General features: G+C 71.4%; 21 protein-coding genes. 10 read left to right on the top strand and 11 right to left on the bottom strand.

Annotation, left to right across the window (positions count from 1 at the left end):
* Positions 1 to 3: 3 nt before the first annotated feature.
* Positions 4 to 756, bottom strand: a complete 753-nt coding sequence (locus E6W39_RS01720) for a class I SAM-dependent methyltransferase (protein ID WP_141631921.1) — start codon at positions 754 to 756, stop codon at positions 4 to 6.
* 47 nt (positions 757 to 803) lie between these two features.
* Positions 804 to 1361 carry a DUF5565 family protein gene (locus E6W39_RS01725; RefSeq protein ID WP_141631922.1) on the bottom strand — a complete coding sequence of 186 codons (558 nt, stop codon included), beginning with the start codon at positions 1359 to 1361 and terminating at the stop codon, positions 804 to 806.
* Between the two features lie 192 nt (positions 1362 to 1553).
* Here E6W39_RS01725 and E6W39_RS01730 point away from each other — a divergent pair, with 192 nt between their 5' ends.
* On the top strand, positions 1554 to 2390 hold the full coding sequence (locus E6W39_RS01730; protein ID WP_141631923.1) for a DUF6585 family protein: 837 nt from the start codon (positions 1554 to 1556) through the stop codon (positions 2388 to 2390).
* Positions 2391 to 2435: 45 nt separating this feature from the next.
* Here E6W39_RS01730 and E6W39_RS01735 read toward each other — a convergent pair whose 3' ends face one another.
* Positions 2436 to 2912, bottom strand: coding sequence for a VOC family protein (locus tag E6W39_RS01735; RefSeq protein ID WP_141631924.1), 477 nt, complete (start codon positions 2910 to 2912; stop codon positions 2436 to 2438).
* A 98-nt stretch (positions 2913 to 3010) separates the two neighbouring features.
* Positions 3011 to 4081: an ArsR/SmtB family transcription factor gene (locus E6W39_RS01740; RefSeq protein ID WP_141631925.1), complete on the bottom strand. Its 1071-nt coding sequence runs from the start codon at positions 4079 to 4081 to the stop codon at positions 3011 to 3013.
* Positions 4082 to 4178: 97 nt separating this feature from the next.
* On the opposite strand from E6W39_RS01740, the gene E6W39_RS01745 reads away from it, so the two are divergent.
* Both E6W39_RS01745 and E6W39_RS01750 read left to right on the top strand, forming a co-directional pair.
* Positions 4179 to 5450 carry an MFS transporter gene (locus tag E6W39_RS01745; RefSeq protein WP_141631926.1) on the top strand — a complete coding sequence of 424 codons (1272 nt, stop codon included), beginning with the start codon at positions 4179 to 4181 and terminating at the stop codon, positions 5448 to 5450.
* A gap of 145 nt (positions 5451 to 5595) precedes the next feature.
* The gene (locus tag E6W39_RS01750; protein ID WP_141631927.1) at positions 5596 to 6075 is read left to right on the top strand and encodes a DinB family protein; all 480 of its coding nucleotides are present in this window, start codon (positions 5596 to 5598) and stop codon (positions 6073 to 6075) included.
* A 67-nt stretch (positions 6076 to 6142) separates the two neighbouring features.
* On the opposite strand, the gene E6W39_RS01755 is transcribed toward E6W39_RS01750, so the two are convergent.
* Together E6W39_RS01755 and E6W39_RS01760 are read right to left on the bottom strand one after the other, a co-directional pair.
* The gene (locus tag E6W39_RS01755; protein ID WP_141631928.1) at positions 6143 to 6568 is read right to left on the bottom strand and encodes an ATP-binding protein; all 426 of its coding nucleotides are present in this window, start codon (positions 6566 to 6568) and stop codon (positions 6143 to 6145) included.
* A 214-nt stretch (positions 6569 to 6782) separates the two neighbouring features.
* Entirely contained in the window at positions 6783 to 6998 is a 216-nt protein-coding gene (locus E6W39_RS01760; RefSeq protein WP_141631929.1) for a hypothetical protein, read from the bottom strand.
* Between the two features lie 269 nt (positions 6999 to 7267).
* On the opposite strand from E6W39_RS01760, the gene E6W39_RS01765 reads away from it, so the two are divergent.
* Together E6W39_RS01765 and E6W39_RS01770 are read left to right on the top strand one after the other, a co-directional pair.
* The gene (locus tag E6W39_RS01765) at positions 7268 to 8104 is read left to right on the top strand and encodes a helix-turn-helix domain-containing protein (RefSeq protein ID WP_141631930.1); all 837 of its coding nucleotides are present in this window, start codon (positions 7268 to 7270) and stop codon (positions 8102 to 8104) included.
* On the top strand, positions 8101 to 8310 hold the full coding sequence (locus E6W39_RS01770; RefSeq protein ID WP_141631931.1) for a DUF397 domain-containing protein: 210 nt from the start codon (positions 8101 to 8103) through the stop codon (positions 8308 to 8310). Before E6W39_RS01765 ends, E6W39_RS01770 begins: the two co-directional genes overlap by 4 nt.
* Before the next feature lie 113 nt (positions 8311 to 8423).
* On the opposite strand, the gene E6W39_RS01775 is transcribed toward E6W39_RS01770, so the two are convergent.
* The 3 genes from E6W39_RS01775 to E6W39_RS01785 form a co-directional block, all read right to left on the bottom strand.
* Positions 8424 to 9446, bottom strand: a complete 1023-nt coding sequence (locus E6W39_RS01775) for a hypothetical protein (protein WP_141631932.1) — start codon at positions 9444 to 9446, stop codon at positions 8424 to 8426.
* 202 nt (positions 9447 to 9648) lie between these two features.
* Positions 9649 to 10110, bottom strand: coding sequence for a cupin domain-containing protein (locus E6W39_RS01780; RefSeq protein ID WP_141631933.1), 462 nt, complete (start codon positions 10108 to 10110; stop codon positions 9649 to 9651).
* A gap of 62 nt (positions 10111 to 10172) precedes the next feature.
* The gene (locus tag E6W39_RS01785) at positions 10173 to 10529 is read right to left on the bottom strand and encodes a nuclear transport factor 2 family protein (RefSeq protein ID WP_181799042.1); all 357 of its coding nucleotides are present in this window, start codon (positions 10527 to 10529) and stop codon (positions 10173 to 10175) included.
* 199 nt (positions 10530 to 10728) lie between these two features.
* Here E6W39_RS01785 and E6W39_RS01790 point away from each other — a divergent pair, with 199 nt between their 5' ends.
* Positions 10729 to 11289, top strand: coding sequence for a TetR/AcrR family transcriptional regulator (locus tag E6W39_RS01790; RefSeq protein ID WP_141631935.1), 561 nt, complete (start codon positions 10729 to 10731; stop codon positions 11287 to 11289).
* A 354-nt stretch (positions 11290 to 11643) separates the two neighbouring features.
* On the top strand, positions 11644 to 12615 hold the full coding sequence (locus E6W39_RS01795; RefSeq protein ID WP_220140147.1) for a serine protein kinase RIO: 972 nt from the start codon (positions 11644 to 11646) through the stop codon (positions 12613 to 12615).
* A 45-nt stretch (positions 12616 to 12660) separates the two neighbouring features.
* On the opposite strand, the gene E6W39_RS01800 is transcribed toward E6W39_RS01795, so the two are convergent.
* Positions 12661 to 14046 (bottom strand): alpha/beta fold hydrolase, encoded by a 1386-nt coding sequence (locus E6W39_RS01800; protein WP_141631936.1) that lies wholly within the window; start codon positions 14044 to 14046, stop codon positions 12661 to 12663.
* A gap of 106 nt (positions 14047 to 14152) precedes the next feature.
* Between E6W39_RS01800 and E6W39_RS01805 the strand changes: the two genes are divergently transcribed.
* The 3 genes from E6W39_RS01805 to E6W39_RS01815 are packed head-to-tail and all read left to right on the top strand — an operon-like array spanning position 14153 to position 16052.
* A complete protein-coding gene (locus tag E6W39_RS01805; RefSeq protein WP_141631937.1) occupies positions 14153 to 15064 on the top strand; it encodes an alpha/beta fold hydrolase in 912 nt (303 codons plus the stop codon).
* Positions 15061 to 15591 carry an RNA polymerase sigma factor gene (locus tag E6W39_RS01810; protein ID WP_228717904.1) on the top strand — a complete coding sequence of 177 codons (531 nt, stop codon included), beginning with the start codon at positions 15061 to 15063 and terminating at the stop codon, positions 15589 to 15591. The genes E6W39_RS01805 and E6W39_RS01810 overlap by 4 nt, the downstream gene beginning before the upstream one ends.
* Entirely contained in the window at positions 15588 to 16052 is a 465-nt protein-coding gene (locus E6W39_RS01815; RefSeq protein ID WP_141631938.1) for a hypothetical protein, read from the top strand. Before E6W39_RS01810 ends, E6W39_RS01815 begins: the two co-directional genes overlap by 4 nt.
* A 98-nt stretch (positions 16053 to 16150) precedes the next feature.
* Here the strand turns inward: E6W39_RS01815 and E6W39_RS01820 are convergent, their stop codons facing one another.
* A complete protein-coding gene (locus E6W39_RS01820; protein ID WP_141631939.1) occupies positions 16151 to 16915 on the bottom strand; it encodes a LysR family substrate-binding domain-containing protein in 765 nt (254 codons plus the stop codon).
* Between the last annotated feature and the right edge of the window lie 29 nt (positions 16916 to 16944).

Genomic DNA, 16944 nt, shown 5'->3' on the forward strand with positions numbered 1-16944 from the left:
CGATCAGTCGGTCCGGCCGCTCCTGCGGGCGACCGTGATGATCTCGCGGCTGGCGGCGGTGATCGGTGAACGGTCCCAGTCACCGTACTGGGCCTCGATCTCGAAACCCGCTGCCGTCAGGAACCCGTTGAGCGCGGCCAGGTCCAGGAACCGCAGCCTGGCGTGCTCGACCAGCAGCACCGTGCCGTCCGGATCCGCCACCGTGCCGTGGAACGCGACCACGTCGTCGACCACGGAGTCCACGTCGTGCCAGACCCGCACCGCCCGCCCGGCGTGGTCGACGAGATCGGAGACGTCCTCCGGGTTGGTGTGCCGCCACCCCTCCCAGGCCCGCGCCTGGGGATGCCGGGTCTCGAACACCAGCCGGCCACCCGGGCGCAGCGCGCCGTGGATCCCGGCCAGCGAGGCGCGGACCTCGTCGTCGGAGACGATGAACTGGAAGGCGTGGCCCATCATCGTCGCCAGCTCGAAGCCGCTGCCGGGCTCCGCCTGCGCCGCCGTGCCGTCGATCCACTCGATGTCGGTGCGGCGGCGGGCCCGGTCCAGCGCGGCGCGGTCCGGGTCCAAGCCCGCCAGGCGGCCGCGGTGCCCGCGGTCCCGGGCCAGGTGCAGCATCGCACCCGTGCCGCACCCGACGTCCAGCACCGACTCCGCGTCCATCACCAGCGAGTAGTAGAAGGCGTCTCCGGCGTTGGACTCGGGGTCCCAGGGGTTCAGCAGGTCGTAGAGGGCGGCAGCGTCCGCTTCTGAGTACATCGGCACAGTGTCGGCGGGCTGACAGACCGCCGACAACTGGTTTTCCGTCAACTGATCTGGAAGTCCCGGGCCTTGAGCTTTGCCATCCGTCCGTCCTGATGGTGGAAGACCACGCCCTCGGCGCCGGAGGCGGCTGCGAGGTCCAGCACCAGCCGGCGCAGCGAGTCGAAGTCCCGCACCGGGGTGGGCACCACCTCGGCGGCCGCATGTCGCAGCAGGGTGTGGGAGTCGCACCGCTCCGGGTTCCCGTTGATCTTGGGGCCGACCAGCTCGTAGGTGCCCGGCTGCCAGTCGCCACCGCCCGCCAGCGCCTCCGCGTGGAACGCCGCGAAGGACGACCGCGCCATCGGCTCCCAGCCCTGCATCTTGCCGGTGACCGGGTCGGTGTCCACGGCCAGGTAGCCCGCGGGTGCGGCCCGGCCCGGCCTGACCTCGCGGCGGGCCCACCAGTCGCCGTGCTCGTCGAGCATCACGCAGGTGCCGTCGTACTTGCGCGTCGCCGTACCCTCGCCGGCGAGCACCCACTCGCAGCCGGGGTTGACCTCGGTGGTGACGGACCGCCGGTCCTCGGGGTCGCGCGCGAAAAGCGTCGGGATCTTGCGCATGCGGGGGCCTCATTCGGGCTGGTCACGGTCGGTCAGGACCGGGCCATCGTGCCGGAGGCGGCGGCGTTGCCGAAAGCGAATTACGCCACGCCGGATTGAACCGGTTTGAAGTCGTGCGGGCGCAACCGGCAGTGTGTCGGCGGCGTCCTGTCGGGCGACGGTCGACTGGTGACGAAAGGTGAGGGAGACGGCATGGCGGGGGACTTCGACGCATGGGCCGAGCAGGCCGGGCTGGGCGCGTTCCGGGGAGCGTTCCAGCCCGCGCGGCGGCCGAAGTGGGCGGAGCGGAAGACCGGCGAGCAGGTGGGCCTGGTGATCGCCATGGTGATCACCGTCGGCGTGCTGGGGCTGATCGCCACCGCGCTCTCCTCCGCGAACCCGGTGGTGGGCATCGTCCTGATCGCGCTCATTCTCGGCGTCTTCGCGCTGAGTGTCACCGGAACGAGGGTCCAGACGCGCGCCAACGTCGGCCGTGAACTGCGCTTCTACGACCGGGGCGTGGCGGTGGTCGGCACCGGCGGCGCGACCATGGTGCCGTACCGCTGGGAGGAGATGTCCGTCCTGCAGGAGATCACCAAGCACTACCGCAACGGCAGGTACGTCCGCACCACCTACGTGTACACGCTCTCCGGGCCGGGGGTCGAGCCCAGCCGGGTCAAGGGCGGGACGCTCGACGGCTTCGAGCATCCGGAGGCCTGGGGCGCGGAGATCCAGCAGCAGGTGACCGCCGTGCAGCTGCCGCCGGCCCTCGCCACCATCCGAGCCGGGCTCAACCTGGAGTTCGGCCCCTTCGCGCTGAACGCCGAGCGGTTGAGCTCGGGCGACAAGTCGGTGGCCTGGTCGGAGGTGCAGGCGATCAAGACCGAGCGGGGCTTCCTCTCGGTGAAGCAGCAGGGCCGCTGGCTGAACATGACCACCAGGGCGGTCAGCCGGATCCCCAACTTCTTCGTCTTCCGCACCCTTGCCGACCACCTGGTCGAGGCCGCCCGCGGCCCGCAGCAGCACGGCGGCGCGGGCTACCGGGGTTAGGGCCGCTCTTATGGATCATGCCGGGCGCGCGACGCCGGGGAGACCCTAGCCGCCCGCGTGAGCCTTCCGGAGGGCGGCGATGTCGAGCTTGCCCATGGCCATCATCGCGCGGGTGGCGCGGGCGGCCTTCTCCGGATCGGGGTCGCCGATCATCGCCGGGAGTTCGGCGGGAACGACCTGCCAGGAGAGGCCGAACTTGTCCTTCAGCCAGCCGCACGGCCCCGGCTGGCCGCCCTCCCCCAGTTTGTCCCAGTAGTGGTCGACCTCGGCCTGGTCGGCGCAGTGGATCTGGAACGAGATCGCCTCGGAGAAGGTGAACTGCGGGCCGCCGTTCAACCCGATGAACTTCTGCCCGTTGAGCTCGAACTCGACCACCATCACCGACCCGGCCGGCCCCGGCCCGGTCTCGCCGTAGCGGGTGATCTGGCCGATCCGGGAGTTCGGGAAGATCGACAGGTAGTGGTTGGCGGCCTCCTCGGCCTGCCCGTCGAACCAGAGACAGGTGGTGAACTGACCAGTCATCGCGGACCTCCAGCGGAGTGCGGGACGCAGCTGTGCTGCCTCCATCCGTACCGCCTGGCACTGACACCGTGGCGCAGACGCGCCGCCGGGCACCGTGTTCACGCCCCCGTGGCCGCCGTCAGCAGGGCCTCGGCGGCGCCGGTGCGGGCGTAGAGGACGAAGCGGCCGACGCGGTGGGCGGTGACCAGGCCGGCGGCGCGCAGGGTGGTGAGGTGCTGGGAGACGCCGCCGGGGGTGATGCCGGTGCGCCGGGCGAGGTCGGTGGTGGAGGCGGGGGCGTGCAACTCGGTCAGCAGGAGTGCGCGGGACCGGCCGACGACCGCGGCGAGCGCCTCGGGCGCTGCTGCCGGCGCCTGCTCCCAGAGGGTGGCGACGCCGCGCGGCGGATAGCGCAGGGTCGGCTGCCAGCGCGGGCTGGTGATCGAGTAGACCTTGGAGCCGCCGAAGACCGTGGGCACCAGCAGCAGGCCGCGGCCGCCGAGTTCCTGTTCGCCGGCGCAGTAGCGGTGCGGCACCTGCAGCGTGTCGTGTTCCCAACTCACGCCCGGGTCAAGGCTGTCCAGCAGCCGCTGGGCGCCGCCCTCGGCGAGCAGCCGGGCCCGGTGCAGCACGTCGCCGCGCAGCAGGGTGAGCATTCGCGGCCAGTAGGGTGCGAGCACCAGCTCCCAGTAGGCCTCGACGGTCTCGGCGAGTTCGGCCAGGCCGCGTTCCGGGTCCTCGGCGAGTCGGGTCAGCGGGCCTTCGGCGCGCGGGGTCAGCGGGCCCTCGGCGCGCGGGGTCGGCAGGTCCTCGGCGCGTGGGCTCGGCAGGTCCTCGGCGAGTCGGGTCAGGCGGGCCGGGTCGAGGGCGGCGACCGCCTCGCGGACCAGTTCGGGCGGGGTGGCCCGGAGCACCGCGAGCTCCAGGGCGAGGTCGGGCTCGGGCACCGACGGCGGCGGAGCGATGAACACCGGCATCATCACCGGCGGCAGCGGCACCAGCGCGGCGAGCAGCGACCAGTCCAACCGGGCGGCCGCCAACCGGGCCCGTGCCGGTTCGAGCCAGGGCCGGTAGAGCGCCGGCCCGCCGGGCTGCCTGAGCATGCGCGCGCTCGCCATCACCTCCCAGAGCGGCGACACGGCGAACCGGGTCCTGGCGAGGTCGGCGGCGGTGAACGAGAGCGCGAGCATGCAACCTCAGAGGATGTACCGGCGGCCGGGCGGCGATGGATTCAGCACACTCTAAATTCCTGGAGCAGCCCCGTCGACCTCCCCGAGAGTCTGCGTCATGACCACCGCTCAGCAGACCTTGGCACAACCTCCGGCGCCCGCGCCGCGCAGCCTGCTCACCGAACGTCCGTTCCGCCTCCTCTACACCGCCGCCGCAGTCAGCAAGCTCGGCACCGCGGTGAGTTCACTGGCGATCCCGCTGGTGGCCGTCGTCGCCCTGCACGCCGACGCGGCGCAGGTCGGGTTGCTGGCCACGTTGAGCACGGTCGCCTTCCTGCTGATCGGCCTGCCCGCCGGCGCCTGGGTGGACCGCTCACCCAAGCGACCGGTGATGATCGCCGCCGATCTGGTCCGCGCGGCCGCGCTCGGCTCAGTACCGGCGGCCTGGGCGCTGGGCCGCCTGACCTTTGCCCACCTGTGCGCCGCCGTGCTGGTCAGCGGTGTGGCCACGGTCTTCTTCGACGTCGCGTCGCTGAGCAACCTGCCGGAGCTGGTCGGACGGGACCGGCTCACCGAGGCCAACGCGCACCTGGTCACAACTGACGCGCTCACCCAGATCGGCGGCCGCACCGTCGGCGGGCTACTGCTCGCCGCGGTGGCCGCACCGGCGGCGGTGCTGGTGGACGCGGCCAGCTACCTGTGGTCGGCGGCCTGCCTGCTGCGCCTCGGCCCGGGGACCACCCCGGCCCCGCGCGCGGATCGCCGCGCGGGGATCCGCCAGGAGATCGGCGCGGGGCTGCGGTTCGTCTGGCGGGACCCGGTGCTGCGACCGATCGCGCTGGCCGGCGGCTGCACCAATCTGTCGATCCAGCTCAGCCAGACGGTGCTCCCGCTGCTGATCACCCGCGAGTTGGGCCTGCCGTCCTGGGTGCTGGGCCTGTTCTTCGCGGTGGGCGGGCTCGGTGTGCTGCTCGGTTCGCGCTGCGCCCGGCCGCTGGCCCGGCGGTTCGGCGCGGGTCGGGTGCTGTGGCTGATGGGCCTGGCGGTGGCGCCGTTCGGGCTGCTGATCGCGCTGGTCGACCGGGGCGGCTGGCTCTGGGCGGCGGCCCTCGGCTGGTTGGTGACCACCTTCAAGGTCGGGATCGACAATGTGGTGAAGGTCAGCTTCCGGCAGGCCGTCACCCCGGACCACATGCTGGGCCGGATGAACGCCACGATGCGGTTCGTGCTGACGGGTGCGCTCTGCGTCGGCTCGGCCCTGGCCGGCCTGTTGGGCACCGTCCTCGGCGTGCGGGCCGCGCTCTGGGCGGCCGCGGTGGGTCTCGCGCTGGTCTGGGTGCCGATCGCCCGCTCGCCGCTGCGCCGGGTGCGGGCGCTGCCCGGGACCTGATGCGGGTGAGTGCCCGGTTCGGCCAGTGCGCCCATGAGTTCGCCCACGCCATCGGACTACGCTACGACCGCACACCGCTCGCTCTACGCCCGCTGCTCGCACAAGCTGCTGTGGACCGCGGCCCACGACGTGATGAGAGGCTCCGATGGGTTCGTTCGATGTGCCCCTTGGTGGCGAACGCACACAACTCACCGCGTTCATCGAGGAATACCGCAGTGCCATCGAGGCGACTCTCGACGGTCTCACCGAGGAACAGGCCCGCCGCCGCCTCGTCCCGTCGGCGACGACGTTGCTCGGGCTACTCAAGCACGTCACGTGGATGCAGCGGGTGTGGTTCGAGGAGTGCGTCGGCGGCACGTCCCGCCAGGAACTCGGCCTGGTGCAGGGTCCGGACGAGTCCTTCCGGCTCTCCGACGACGACACGATCGCCTCGGTCACGGCGTCCCACCGGGCAGCCTGCGCCACGGCCCGGACGGCGGTCGCGGACCTGCCACTGGACGCCGTGGTGACCGGTCACCGAACCGGACCACGCACGCTTCGCTGGGTATACCTGCAGGTTCTGCGGGAGCTGGCCCACCATTGCGGACACGCCGACATCCTGCGCGAACAGGTCCTTGCCGACTGAGTCGACGGAACGCGACGCACTGCCCGTGCTGGCACCGCAACTCCGACGCCGCCCTGGGTATCGACGGTCAGGCTGCTCGGACCTGAAGCTCACACCACGCCGCCTTGCCGAGAGCACCGAGCGGTCGCACGCCCCACTCCTTGGCGAGTTGATCGACCAGCAGCAGGCCGCGCCCGCCCTCCCGGGCGCAGTTCTCCTGGATCACGGCCAAGCCCAGGGCACTTCCGTCGGCGACCCCGATGTGCAGGCGGTCCCCGCAGAGGCACCAGGCGACGGCGGCGGTCTCACCGCCGTGCAGCAGTGCGTTGCCCGCGAGTTCGGAGAGGATCAGGCAGGCGTCATCGGGGTCCAGCCCAAAGCTGGTGAGGTGGTCGCGGAGTCGATGGCGCGCCAGCCGAAGCGTGGAGCGGGAGACGAGCGCGAGAACGATGCCTCCTCCGGAGCCATCGGACTGGCCGTCAACGATCGATGCCTGGAAAGGAACAAGACGCATTGCGGAACTCCTGTGCAGATGGATCGCCCCCTGCTGGTGTGGTGGCCCGCCCCGGCCAACCGCCGTGCACGGTACGGCAACCGGGGCGGGCGGCCCGCGCGGCCGTCTTCCCCAAGCTCGGCTACGCGGGAGTCAGTGGTGCTGCCCGGTCCCGATGCAGGGCAACGCCCCTTGTTCGGACCGGAGTTGGTCCGGTGTCGACCGGACGGTGCGGTCAGCCCGACCCCGGGTCGACGGCCGCCTCCCTGAGGGAGCGAACGACTTCGAGGTGCGCCTGCCTCATCAGGGTCAGCATTGCGTCCACCTCGCGGTCGCCGGCTCCGCCACGGTCGGCCACCTGGCGGTCCAACTGCTGGCCAAGGGAGCGAAGTTCGGCAAGGGATGCGAGACGGCGATCGGCGGGACGGCGGTTGGCCATGATCATGGTCATTGGGATTCCTCTTCGTGGCGGGAGTAGCTGGGGCGCGGCCTGGCGCTGTGCGCGCCGGTGATCCACACCAGTGCGCCTGGTCGGCATGCTGGCCATGGAGGCGCCTACGGCGCCCTGGCGGCCAGCCGGGGGACGCAAGCCGGCGGTTGGCGCCGATTTTGCGTCAACGAATGACTCCTCTCCGTGCTCGGTACGTCACTAGGATCGGCACGCAGGAGGCCGAAGGCCAGTGTTTTGACCCGCACCAGATCGGCAGGTAACAGTCTCTGATGGTCGAGTTGACGCGTGAACCTGATGCAACGTCATCTCCTGCTTTGCGCTTCGGCGCGGAGCTTCGCAGGCAGCGGCGGTCGCGGGGGTGGTCTCAGATCAAGCTTGCCCACCTCCTTGGATGCTCGCACGGGTGGATCTCGCTCATCGAAAGAGGGAAGCGCACTTGTGACCCGCACCTCGCAGTAAAAGCCGATGAGGTGTTCGATACCGGCGGAACGTTCGTCGAGCTGTACCGCCGCATCAAGACCGCGGCCCTGCTGGAGGGCTTCGAAGAATTCACTGACTGCGAGACGCGCTGCCGCCGACTGCGCACCTTCGAACTCGGTGTGATCCCGGGACTCTTCCAGACCCAGCGCTATGCGGCGGCTATGGAGGCAGCGGCAGTAGAGCGCGGCTCCATCACCCAGGCACAGGCCGACGAGCGAGTCTCCTATCTCGCAGCTCGGCAGCGGCGGGTCCTGGAACAGCAGCGGCCCCCGGTCATCCATGCGGTCATGTGCGAAAGCTGCCTGCGCCGCCCGGTCGGCGGCCCTGAGGTGATGGCAGAGCAGTTCGACCACTTGGAGGCGCTGGCACGACGCCCTCACATCACTATCCAAGTGGCCCCGTTCAGCCTGGCGGAGCAACGCCCGTTCCTGCTGCCCGTGGTGCTGCTGACCCTGCCCGACCACTCGGTCGTGGCGTATGCCGAGTCCCAGCTACGGGGCCACCTTGAGCGTGGGCGGAACGCCGTAGCGGCACTGGAGAGAGACTACGATCAACTCCAGGTGGAGGCGCCCTCGAAGACGGCTTCACTGGCCAAGATCCGCGCGGCTCGGAAGGACCTGGAATGAGCAACATCAACCTCGACAGCGCCCAGTGGGTGAAGTCGACTTACAGCGGCAACGGCGGGAACTGCCTCGAGATCGCTGCTAACCTCCCCGCTGTCATGCTCGTCCGCGACTCCAAGGACCCCGAGGGCCCGGCCCTGACCTTCACCGCCGAGGGCTTCACCGCCTTCGTCCAGGGTGTGAAGAACGGTTCCTTCGAAGCTATCTGACTCCACGTCAAGCACTCGCCAGCCCCGGTAGGCAGCAGCACCCGCCCGCCGGGGCCAGCTCATCCGCGCCCGGGACCTGCCAGAACTGCTCCCAGCCGGAATCCCAGCAGTGCCTACTGGATGCTCCACCGGTGCGGATGTTCCGGCCTCGCGGGGCAGGTGAAGACGTTCAGCAGCCCGTGCCGGCCGAAGGCCAGCCGGGTGGGGCTGGGGTCGTGTAGGTGTGCCGGGAGGCGACCGTCCTCCACCGGTGTCCAGCTGACGCAGCCGTCCCATTCCCGGCTGTCCAAGGTCACCAGCAGGGCCATGGGCGTGCCACAGGCCGCGCAGGTCATGGCGTGCGGGTCGGTGCTGTGCCAGGAGGGGAAGCCACCGACGCGGTAGCCGGGCGGGATCGACAGGTCGTGCTGGTAGGTGAGCACGTCGGCGTCCGGGTCCTTGTCCGACTTCCGCTCCTGCCTCTCCTCCCAGGCATCGATCTTGGACTGCAGGCGGGCGGGCAGCGTTCCCACGTAGGGATAGGTCGCCACCTGTTCGGGGTGCAGCACGCATGGCTCGGGCACCGCGCCCTCGAACCCGACCAGCAGCGGCTCCGGTGCCGCGCGCAGCGGCTCGCTGACCTGGTCGGATCGGCGCCAGGCCACGCGCAAGGCGGGGCCGTAGCCGCTCGGACCATGGGCCTCGAACGGGCACCAGAGCACTTGCAGCAGATCGCAGCCATCCGGCCCGACCGGCAGGCCCGGCACGTCCCGCTGGTACAGCTGGACCAAGCCGATCAACGGGACCGGATCGGTGTCCGCGAGGTCGGGCACGCGGTGCTTGCGCTCCAACTCCTTGAGCAGGAGCCGTTCCTCATTCGTCGGCCCCGGGGCCGCATCGCGGGCCCAGGCCTGTGCGAGCAGCTGCCGCCGCCGGCGGATGTCCGCGATCCGGTAGCCGCGCCCTCGTCGGTGCGGCTCGGTGCACACCGGCCACGGTTCGTCCACGGGCCAGAGCAGTGGGCCGCCGATCGAGCTGACGGAGGCGTCCGGGCTCCCGGCCCGCGGGTGCAGCCGGGTCGTCACGCCACGGTGGTCGGCCAGCCTCGGGAAGAGCTCTTCGACATCCAGCGGTCGGGGCGGCGTGGTCCTGGTCATGGCCGTGACCATAGATCACCGCGCCGACCCGGCCTCGTCCAGGACTGTCCAAGCCGCTGAGGAGCCGCGACGGCCCGGGGAGTGCCGCCCCTGCAACACCAACGTCAGGAGAGCGTGGCAGACGGTCTCCGACTCGCGGACACGCACCTGCTGGAGGGTCCAGCCGGGGACTGACGCCGCATCGGGCCGACGCGAGGTGTGCCTATTCCTCGTATCGGATGCCGTGGCGGGCGGCGATGGCGTTCAGCTTCGCGGGATCGATGCGTCCGTCGGTGCCCTGCACTGCCGGTCCGGCTTCGGCCATGTCCTCCATGTAGCACTCCCAGCCGCCCGGCGACGACATCTGCAGCACCCGAGGGGGAACCTCGGTGGCGCGGCTCAGGGCATGAGGCACACCGTGGGGCAGGAGGACGAATGATCCGGCCGGGAACACGAGGTCCTCTCCGTCGAAGTGAACGCCGAGTTCACCTTCCAGGACGTAGATCATCTCGTCGGAGGCTTCATGTGTGTGCCGGGGAATGTCGTGCGCGAGGGTGACCTCCAGCAGGGAGAGGCGGCCCTCGGTGTCCTGGGTGTTCGCCTTGACCTGCAGGGGCGCAGGCAGGGCGACACGGCCCGGCCGTCGTTCGCCGGTGAGCAGCTTGATGAACCGTTCCTTCGACATGCGGATCCTGCCGATCTTTCGTCTGGTCGGGTTGGGGTGACGCGCCGTCAGTGATGTCGCCGTCAGCGCAGGGCGTCGTGGATCAGATGGGCAGCCTGCGCCTGGGTGTCGAAGACCATGGTCGTCTCGACCAGCAGTCCCTGGCGGACTACGTGCCACTCGTGCAGCAGCATCGAGGCCTGACCCGCGGGAGTGCTGACATCGATCTCGTACACGCAGGAGACCTCGTCACCGTCCTGCCAGAGGCGCAGGATTCGGAAATCGCGGATCAGGCCGGTCTTTCGCTCGGCTCCCGCGAAGAACTGCTCCTTGGTGCCCCTGATCGGCATCAGGGGCGCGCGGAAGGAGAAGTCGTCGCTCACTGCTGAGCGCGCCTTGGCGATGTCACCGGCCAGGAACGCCGCGAGGTACTCGGTCACAACCGTTGCGGGGGACGGCACAACTGCCGTTCGTGGAGCAGAGGACATGGTTCATCTCCATCCTGACCTTTGGTCAAGCGAGGTTCCATCTCTTACGCTTCTGTCAAACATAGTGCGTATCTCTTACAGAACTGTCAAGGTTGGAGGCCATGTGCGGAGCGGGGCACAACATTCGGAGCCGGGCAGCGGGCCACCTCGCATGCGGCGCAGAGCGGACGCCCAGCGCAACGTCGCCGACATCCTGGAGGCGGCGGAACGAGTGCTGGTGCAGCATCCCGAAGCGAGCATGGACGAGGTCGCCCGTGCTGCGGGAGTGACACGGCAGACCGTCTACGCCCACTTCCGCTCCCGGGACGCACTGCTGAGTGCGCTCCTCCAGCAACTCACGCAACGCGTCACGGCCGTTCTGGATGCCGCGGACCTGGAATCCGGGCCGGCCGCCGAGGCCGTCGTGCGCTTCCTGGAGGCCGCCTGGCACGCCTCCCTCGCGGAACCGCTCCTCGTCTACCTCGCCCAGCAGCCTCGGAGCCCCCAGCAGGACTCCGACTTACACGAACCGATGACCATCCGGCTGCACGCGCTGATCCAACGCGGCCAGGACGGCGGCGAATTCGACCCCGAGCCACCCGCCACCTGGCTGGTGGCAACGACGATCGCCCTCGCCCACACGGCGGGGGAAGAAGTACGAGCGGGTCGGATGACCGCGGACGAGGCCATCGATGCCCTGCGCCGCACAATTCCTCGCGCGCTCGCACCCTGACCTCGGGCCAGTCCGCCCCCACGTCAAGCACTCGTCGGCCCCGGCCGCTTGCCGCTGGCGGGGGGCGTCGACGCCGGGCGGCGGGCGCTTCACCAGGCGCGCCCCCGCCCGATAAATCGGTTGCGGCCCGGCAGCGACTCGATAAACTCGCAGAGTTCCGGTTGGCGGGACGCGGACGGCTGCATGCCGGTCCGAACGGGATGACTGGGAGGTGCGTAAGCGTGATTGCCGCCACGACGCGGCGCGCTCGGTGCTGCGCGCCAGAAGCCTCCCTTCATTCATCCCTGCCCACCGGCTGACGAGTCGTCTGCTGACGCACCCTCCGGTGGGCACCTCCCACAGGAGATCACCGAAGTGCGTGAGCGCTTTTCCGACAGCGAGTCCTTCGTCCGTATGAGCGGCAAGGGAGCCGGTGGCAAGCGACCCGGCCGCCGCTCCTTCGAAGAGGACTTCCACGAGTACCAGCCGTACGACTACCAGCCGTACGACCTGCCTGACGCCTCGGACACCGACTCGCAGCCGGCCGCCCAGCTCGACGGCCCGCCCAGCGGCGACCGCTGGTCGACCTGGGACCAGTCGACGCCCACCGAGAAGGGACCGGAGCCGCGCCCTGACTGGGTCGTCACCGAACTGGCCGCCGTCGACACCGAGTTCGGCATCGTGAAGACCGGCAAGGAGGCCGACGTCTTCCTGCTGGAGCGCGGCGTGCCGGGCACCGACCGGCGCACCCTGCTGGCCGCCAAGCGCTACCGCGACGGCCAGCACCGGCTCTTCCACCGCGACGCGGGCTACCTGGAGGGCCGCTCGCACAAGGAGTCCCGGGTCAGCCGGGCGATGGCGCGCCGCACCGAGTTCGGCAAGCAGGTGATCGCCGGCCAGTGGGCCGCGGCCGAGTTCGCCGCGCTCTCCCGGCTGTGGAGCACGGGCGTCGCGGTGCCGTACCCCGTGCAGATCCTGGGGACCGAGATCCTGATGGAGTTCATCGGCGACGAGTCCGGCACTGCGGCTCCCCGACTGGCCCAACTGCGCACCGAGGAGGCCGACTTGGCGAGCCTGTGGGACCAGTTGGAGCAGAGCCTGGTGCTGCTGGCCAGGGACGGCTACGCGCACGGCGACCTGTCGGCCTACAACATCCTGGTGCACCACGGCCGGCTGGTGATCATCGACGTGCCGCAGATCGTGGACGTGGTCGCCAATCCGCGCGGCCGGTCCTTCCTGGAGCGCGACGTCCGCAATGTCGGTGCCTGGTTCGTCTCGCGTGGGCTCCCGGAGGCGGCGGTGGACGAGCTGTCCGGCCGGCTGGCCCGGGAGGCCCGCTTCGACTGACGCGCCAGCCGGAGCGCGGGAGTCGATTGACGCACCGTCAAGCCGTCAGTGCAGCAGGAAGTCGTAAACCGCCTGCCGGCCGGCGTTGTCGGTGGCCCGGACCTGCACCGAGTGGGCGGCGCCCGGGACCACCACCACCTTGCCGAACGGGGCCATCGCGGCCTCCTTGTAGAGCTCGGCGAGCGGGGTGGACAGGTCGCGGTCGCCGCCGAGCAGCAGCACCGGGACGCGCGGGAGCGGCCGGTCGGGCGACGGTGGGGACGGCACCGGCTCCCGCGGCCAGTTCAGGCAGGTCAGCAGACTGCCGGTGCCCGTGGCGGTGGCGGCGTCGTACGGCCAGGTCTGGGCGGGCGTCAGCCGGTCCCGGGTGCGCTCCAGGGCGGCGGCGCGACCGGCGACCGGGGTGTCGGAGGTGCCCCACGGGTAGTGGCCGTCGGAGCACAGGGTGCTGGCGTGCAGGCCCTGGCTGAGCTCGTCGGGCGCGGCCACGTCGATCTGCCGGGCGACGTCGAGGTCATGCCGCAGCGGTGCGGGGTTGCCCGCGGCGGCTTGGTGCAGGTCCTGCGGGATGCCGGCGAAGTTCGGGTCGATGAATTCCCACATGGTCAGCATGTTCAGCACCGCGGGGCCGTTGCGGTAGCGGCGGACCACTGTGGCGAGGTCGGTGGCCGGGTCGGTGCCGCAGTTGGTGGCCGCGCACGCGGCGGTCAGCACCCGGGCACTGGCGGGCAGCGCGGCGAGGTCGAGTGCGTCCCAGCCCTGCTGCGGCACCACCGAGTCGAGCACCATCCGGGAGACCCGGTTCGGGTGCGCCAGAGCGTAGCGCTCGGCCACGAAGCTGCCATAGGAAACCCCGTCCAGGGTGAACTGCCGGTCGCCGAGGGCCCGGCGCAGCTGATCGAGGTCGGCGACGGTGTCCGCGGTGCTGAAGAAACGGCGATTCGGGCCGATGACCGCCGCACAGTCCGTGACCGCGTCCTTCGTGGGCACCGCGAGGTCGGAGGAGCCCATCTGCTGCTGCAGCTCCGGGCACTGCAACGCACCGCCACCGGTCCCGCGCTGGTCGATCATCACCAGGCGGTACTGCGTGAACAGCGGCGCCAGGTCGGTGCCGAGGTGGGAGGCGAACGGTACGCCGGGCTGGCCGGGGCCGCCGGTGAGGAAGATCAGGTCGCCCTTGGGTGCGCGGGTGTTGGCGCCGACGGCCACGCGCAGGTTCAGGCTGCCGGGCGTGCGGCCGCCGTGGTCGAGCGGCACGGTCAGGGTGGCGCAGCTGAACGCGGCCGCACCCGGACAGGGCGCCGCATCGGTCAGCCCGGGCTCGGCGGCCTGGCCGGGCGGCGCGGCGGCCAGGGCGGTTCCGGCCCACAGTGCCGCCGCACCGAGCAGCGCGCCGATCCGGGCGCGGGTCCTCGTCCGCAGGTTTGGCATGGACAGCTCCCTTCGTGACAGCTCGTCAACAGTGTGACGCAGCTCACCGGATAGTCGGGGCAAGCCGCGCCCTCTTCCTCGGTGACGACATCGCCAGGAGGTTCACATGCGGACAACTCGACACGCCACACCCGACCGGCCGCTCCCCCATGTCCCGGGCGTCACCCACCGGTTCGTCAGCGCGCGCGGCGTCGCCTTCCATCTGGCCGAGGCGGGCCCGGTGGACGGCGAACCGGTGCTGCTGCTGCACGGCTTCACCCAGCACTGGTACGCCTGGCACCGGGTGCTGCCCGAACTCGCCGACGACTACCGGCTGATCTGCCTCGACCTGCGCGGCTGCGGCTGGTCCGAGGCGCCCAGACGCGGTTACCGCAGTGCGGAGCTGGTCCAGGACGTGCTCGCGGTGCTGGACGAACTCGGATTGGCCCGGGTGCAGTTGATCGGCCATGAGTGCGGCGGCTGGCTCGGCTTCCTGCTCTGCCTGGCCGCCCCGGAGCGGTTCGGCGGCTACCTGGCGCTCGGCACCTCGCATCCCTGGCGCCGTGCCGAGGGCCAACTGCCGCTGGACGCCTGGCGGTTCTGGTACACCGCGTTCTGGGAGTACCCCGGGATCGGGCGGCGGGTGCTGCGGCACTGGCCGGGCTTCACCCGCTTCCTGCTGCGCCACTGGACCGCCGACCCGTCCTGCTGGGAGCCCGCGGTGCTGGAGGAGTTCGTGCAGGCGCTGCGCGCCCCCGAACGGGCCCGGGTGGCGGAGCAGTTGCTCTGGCAGTTCGTGCTGCACGACATCCCGGCACTGGCCGCCGGCCGGCACCGCGGACAGCGGCTGGCCGTGCCGACGTTGCTGCTGTGCGGCGACCGGGATCCGGTGACCCGGCCGGCCCGTGAGGTACCGGGCGTCACGGTCCGCGTGGTGCCGGGCGGGCACCTGCTGCCCGAGGAGAACCCGGCCGCCGTAGCCGAGGCCCCCCGGGAGCACTTCCGGGCTGCCAGAATGCCCGAGGTGGAGAGGGGGTGACGACCGCCGTGCAGCAGGAGGCCGGGCCGACTCCCGGAATCGATCCGGCGCTGGTCCGGGACGCCCAGCGGGGCGATCCGCTGGCGCTGGCGGAGCTGATGGAGCTGCTGACGCCGTACGTCGGGCGGATCTGCGGGCCGATCGCCCGGCAGGACGGCCCGGATGCCGCCCAGGACGCGCTGATCGTGATCCTGCGCGGCTTGCGGCAGCTGCGCGAGCCGGCGGCGCTGCTCGGCTGGGCCCGGACCATCGCGGTGCGCGAGGCGGTCCGGGTCGCCCAGCGGGCCGGGCGGACGGTCACGGCACCGCTCGACGAGCTGCGGGCGGCCGGCGATCCGCAGCTGGCCACCGACGTCGAGGACGCGCTGGCCCGGCTCACCCCCGAGCACCGGGCGGTGCTGGTGCTGCGCGACCTGGAGGGGGTGGACGAGACGACGACCAGTTCGGTGCTGGCCGTGCCGCTCGGCACGGTGCGTTCCCGGCTGGCCCGGGCCCGGCGGAGCTTTCGGAAGGTGTGGGAGTCGTGACCGACAACTGGATGGTCGCCGAGCTCGACCCGATCCGCCGGCTCCGGGTGCTGGCCGCCACGGTCCCGGGCGCCTTGCGGCACCGCGAGGTCCTGCTGCCCGCGCCGGTCGACCGGGTCTGGGCGGTCGCCTCGGATCTGGAGCGGGAGCTGCCGCGCCTGCTGACCACGGTGCGCAGCTTCCGCTTCACCGGCGGTGAGGGTGAGCGGCTACGGGCCCATGCGGTGGGCCGGTTCGGGCAGCAAGCCGACTTCGAGGTGGTGCTGCGCCCGGGCTGGTGCCTGATGCAGAGCCGCTTCGTGGTCGGCGCGATGGCCGCCGTGCCGGAGGGCGAGGGCACCCGGTTCGCCACGCTGGGCGGCTTCCGGTTCCCCGGCGCCCGGCTGCTGAGCCCCCTCACCGGGCTGCTGGGCGACGTCGCGATCCGTCGGTTCGCCGAGCACCCGGCGCTGCGGGACTGATGCTCAGGAGCAGGGCACTCAAGGCTGCTCAGGGGCACTCAGGCGGGCTCAGGGTCTGCTCGGGCCTTGAGCACGCCCGAGTGCCCGAGCAGACCCGCTCAGCCGCGCCGGCGCGGCTTGCCGCCGCCGCGCTTGGCCGCGCCCGCGCCGCCCCTGGTGCGGGCGGCCGGCTTGGGCCCCGGCTTGCGGGCCGCCGCGGCAGCCGGCTTGCGTTCCTTCTTGGCCTGCGGCTTCGCCTCCGCGGCCGCCGCGGTACGCCCCCGGGAGCTGTTGACCGTGCGGCCGCGGACGATGCCGATGAACTCCTCCACCAGGTCGGTGGTCCGCTGCTCCGGCCAGGAGAGCGCGACCTGCGACTGCGGGGCGTCCACCAGCGGGCGGTAGGTGAGGTCGCGGCGGTGGTGCAGCCGGGCCAGGGACTGCGGCACCACCAGGAGGCCGACGTTGGCCGCGACCAGCTCGATCGCGTCGCCCGTGGTCGCCGGCCGCTCGTAGCCGGGCCGGCCGGGCCGGGTCTCCCAGTGGATGGTCTCGTCCTGCGGGTGCCAGATCACCTCGTCGGCCAGCTGCTCGACCAGCAGCTCCTCGTCCTCGGTGAGCTCGTGGTCCTTGGGCAGCACCACCACGGTGGTCTCGGTGTAGAGCGGGATGGCGCTGAGCACCGTCCGGTCCACCGGCAGCCGCAGCAGCGCGGCGTCCGCCGTCTCGCCGGTCAGGGCCTGCTCCGCCTCGGCCACCGTGACCGGCAGCAGGGTGAGCGGAACCTCGGGCAGCCGCTGCTCCCAGATGCGGATCCACTTGCTGGGAGTCACGCCCGGCACATAGGCCAGCCGGAACGAGGAGGTCGCCTGGTTCTCTGTCACGGGCCCAGGCTACCGTCCGTGATCGGGAT

It is taken from the genome of Kitasatospora acidiphila, from assembly GCF_006636205.1.
GTDB lineage: Bacteria > Actinomycetota > Actinomycetes > Streptomycetales > Streptomycetaceae > Kitasatospora > Kitasatospora acidiphila.

Coding starts and splice junctions, on each gene's coding strand:
- E6W39_RS01720 (WP_141631921.1), bottom strand. CDS start 756: ATGTACTCAGAAGCGGACGCTGCCGCCCTCTACGACCTGCTGAACCCC.
- E6W39_RS01725 (WP_141631922.1), bottom strand. CDS start 1,361: ATGCGCAAGATCCCGACGCTTTTCGCGCGCGACCCCGAGGACCGGCGG.
- E6W39_RS01730 (WP_141631923.1), top strand. CDS start 1,554: ATGGCGGGGGACTTCGACGCATGGGCCGAGCAGGCCGGGCTGGGCGCG.
- E6W39_RS01735 (WP_141631924.1), bottom strand. CDS start 2,912: ATGACTGGTCAGTTCACCACCTGTCTCTGGTTCGACGGGCAGGCCGAG.
- E6W39_RS01740 (WP_141631925.1), bottom strand. CDS start 4,081: ATGCTCGCGCTCTCGTTCACCGCCGCCGACCTCGCCAGGACCCGGTTC.
- E6W39_RS01745 (WP_141631926.1), top strand. CDS start 4,179: ATGACCACCGCTCAGCAGACCTTGGCACAACCTCCGGCGCCCGCGCCG.
- E6W39_RS01750 (WP_141631927.1), top strand. CDS start 5,596: ATGGGTTCGTTCGATGTGCCCCTTGGTGGCGAACGCACACAACTCACC.
- E6W39_RS01755 (WP_141631928.1), bottom strand. CDS start 6,568: ATGCGTCTTGTTCCTTTCCAGGCATCGATCGTTGACGGCCAGTCCGAT.
- E6W39_RS01760 (WP_141631929.1), bottom strand. CDS start 6,998: ATGACCATGATCATGGCCAACCGCCGTCCCGCCGATCGCCGTCTCGCA.
- E6W39_RS01765 (WP_141631930.1), top strand. CDS start 7,268: ATGGTCGAGTTGACGCGTGAACCTGATGCAACGTCATCTCCTGCTTTG.
- E6W39_RS01770 (WP_141631931.1), top strand. CDS start 8,101: ATGAGCAACATCAACCTCGACAGCGCCCAGTGGGTGAAGTCGACTTAC.
- E6W39_RS01775 (WP_141631932.1), bottom strand. CDS start 9,446: ATGACCAGGACCACGCCGCCCCGACCGCTGGATGTCGAAGAGCTCTTC.
- E6W39_RS01780 (WP_141631933.1), bottom strand. CDS start 10,110: ATGTCGAAGGAACGGTTCATCAAGCTGCTCACCGGCGAACGACGGCCG.
- E6W39_RS01790 (WP_141631935.1), top strand. CDS start 10,729: ATGCGGCGCAGAGCGGACGCCCAGCGCAACGTCGCCGACATCCTGGAG.
- E6W39_RS01800 (WP_141631936.1), bottom strand. CDS start 14,046: ATGCCAAACCTGCGGACGAGGACCCGCGCCCGGATCGGCGCGCTGCTC.
- E6W39_RS01805 (WP_141631937.1), top strand. CDS start 14,153: ATGCGGACAACTCGACACGCCACACCCGACCGGCCGCTCCCCCATGTC.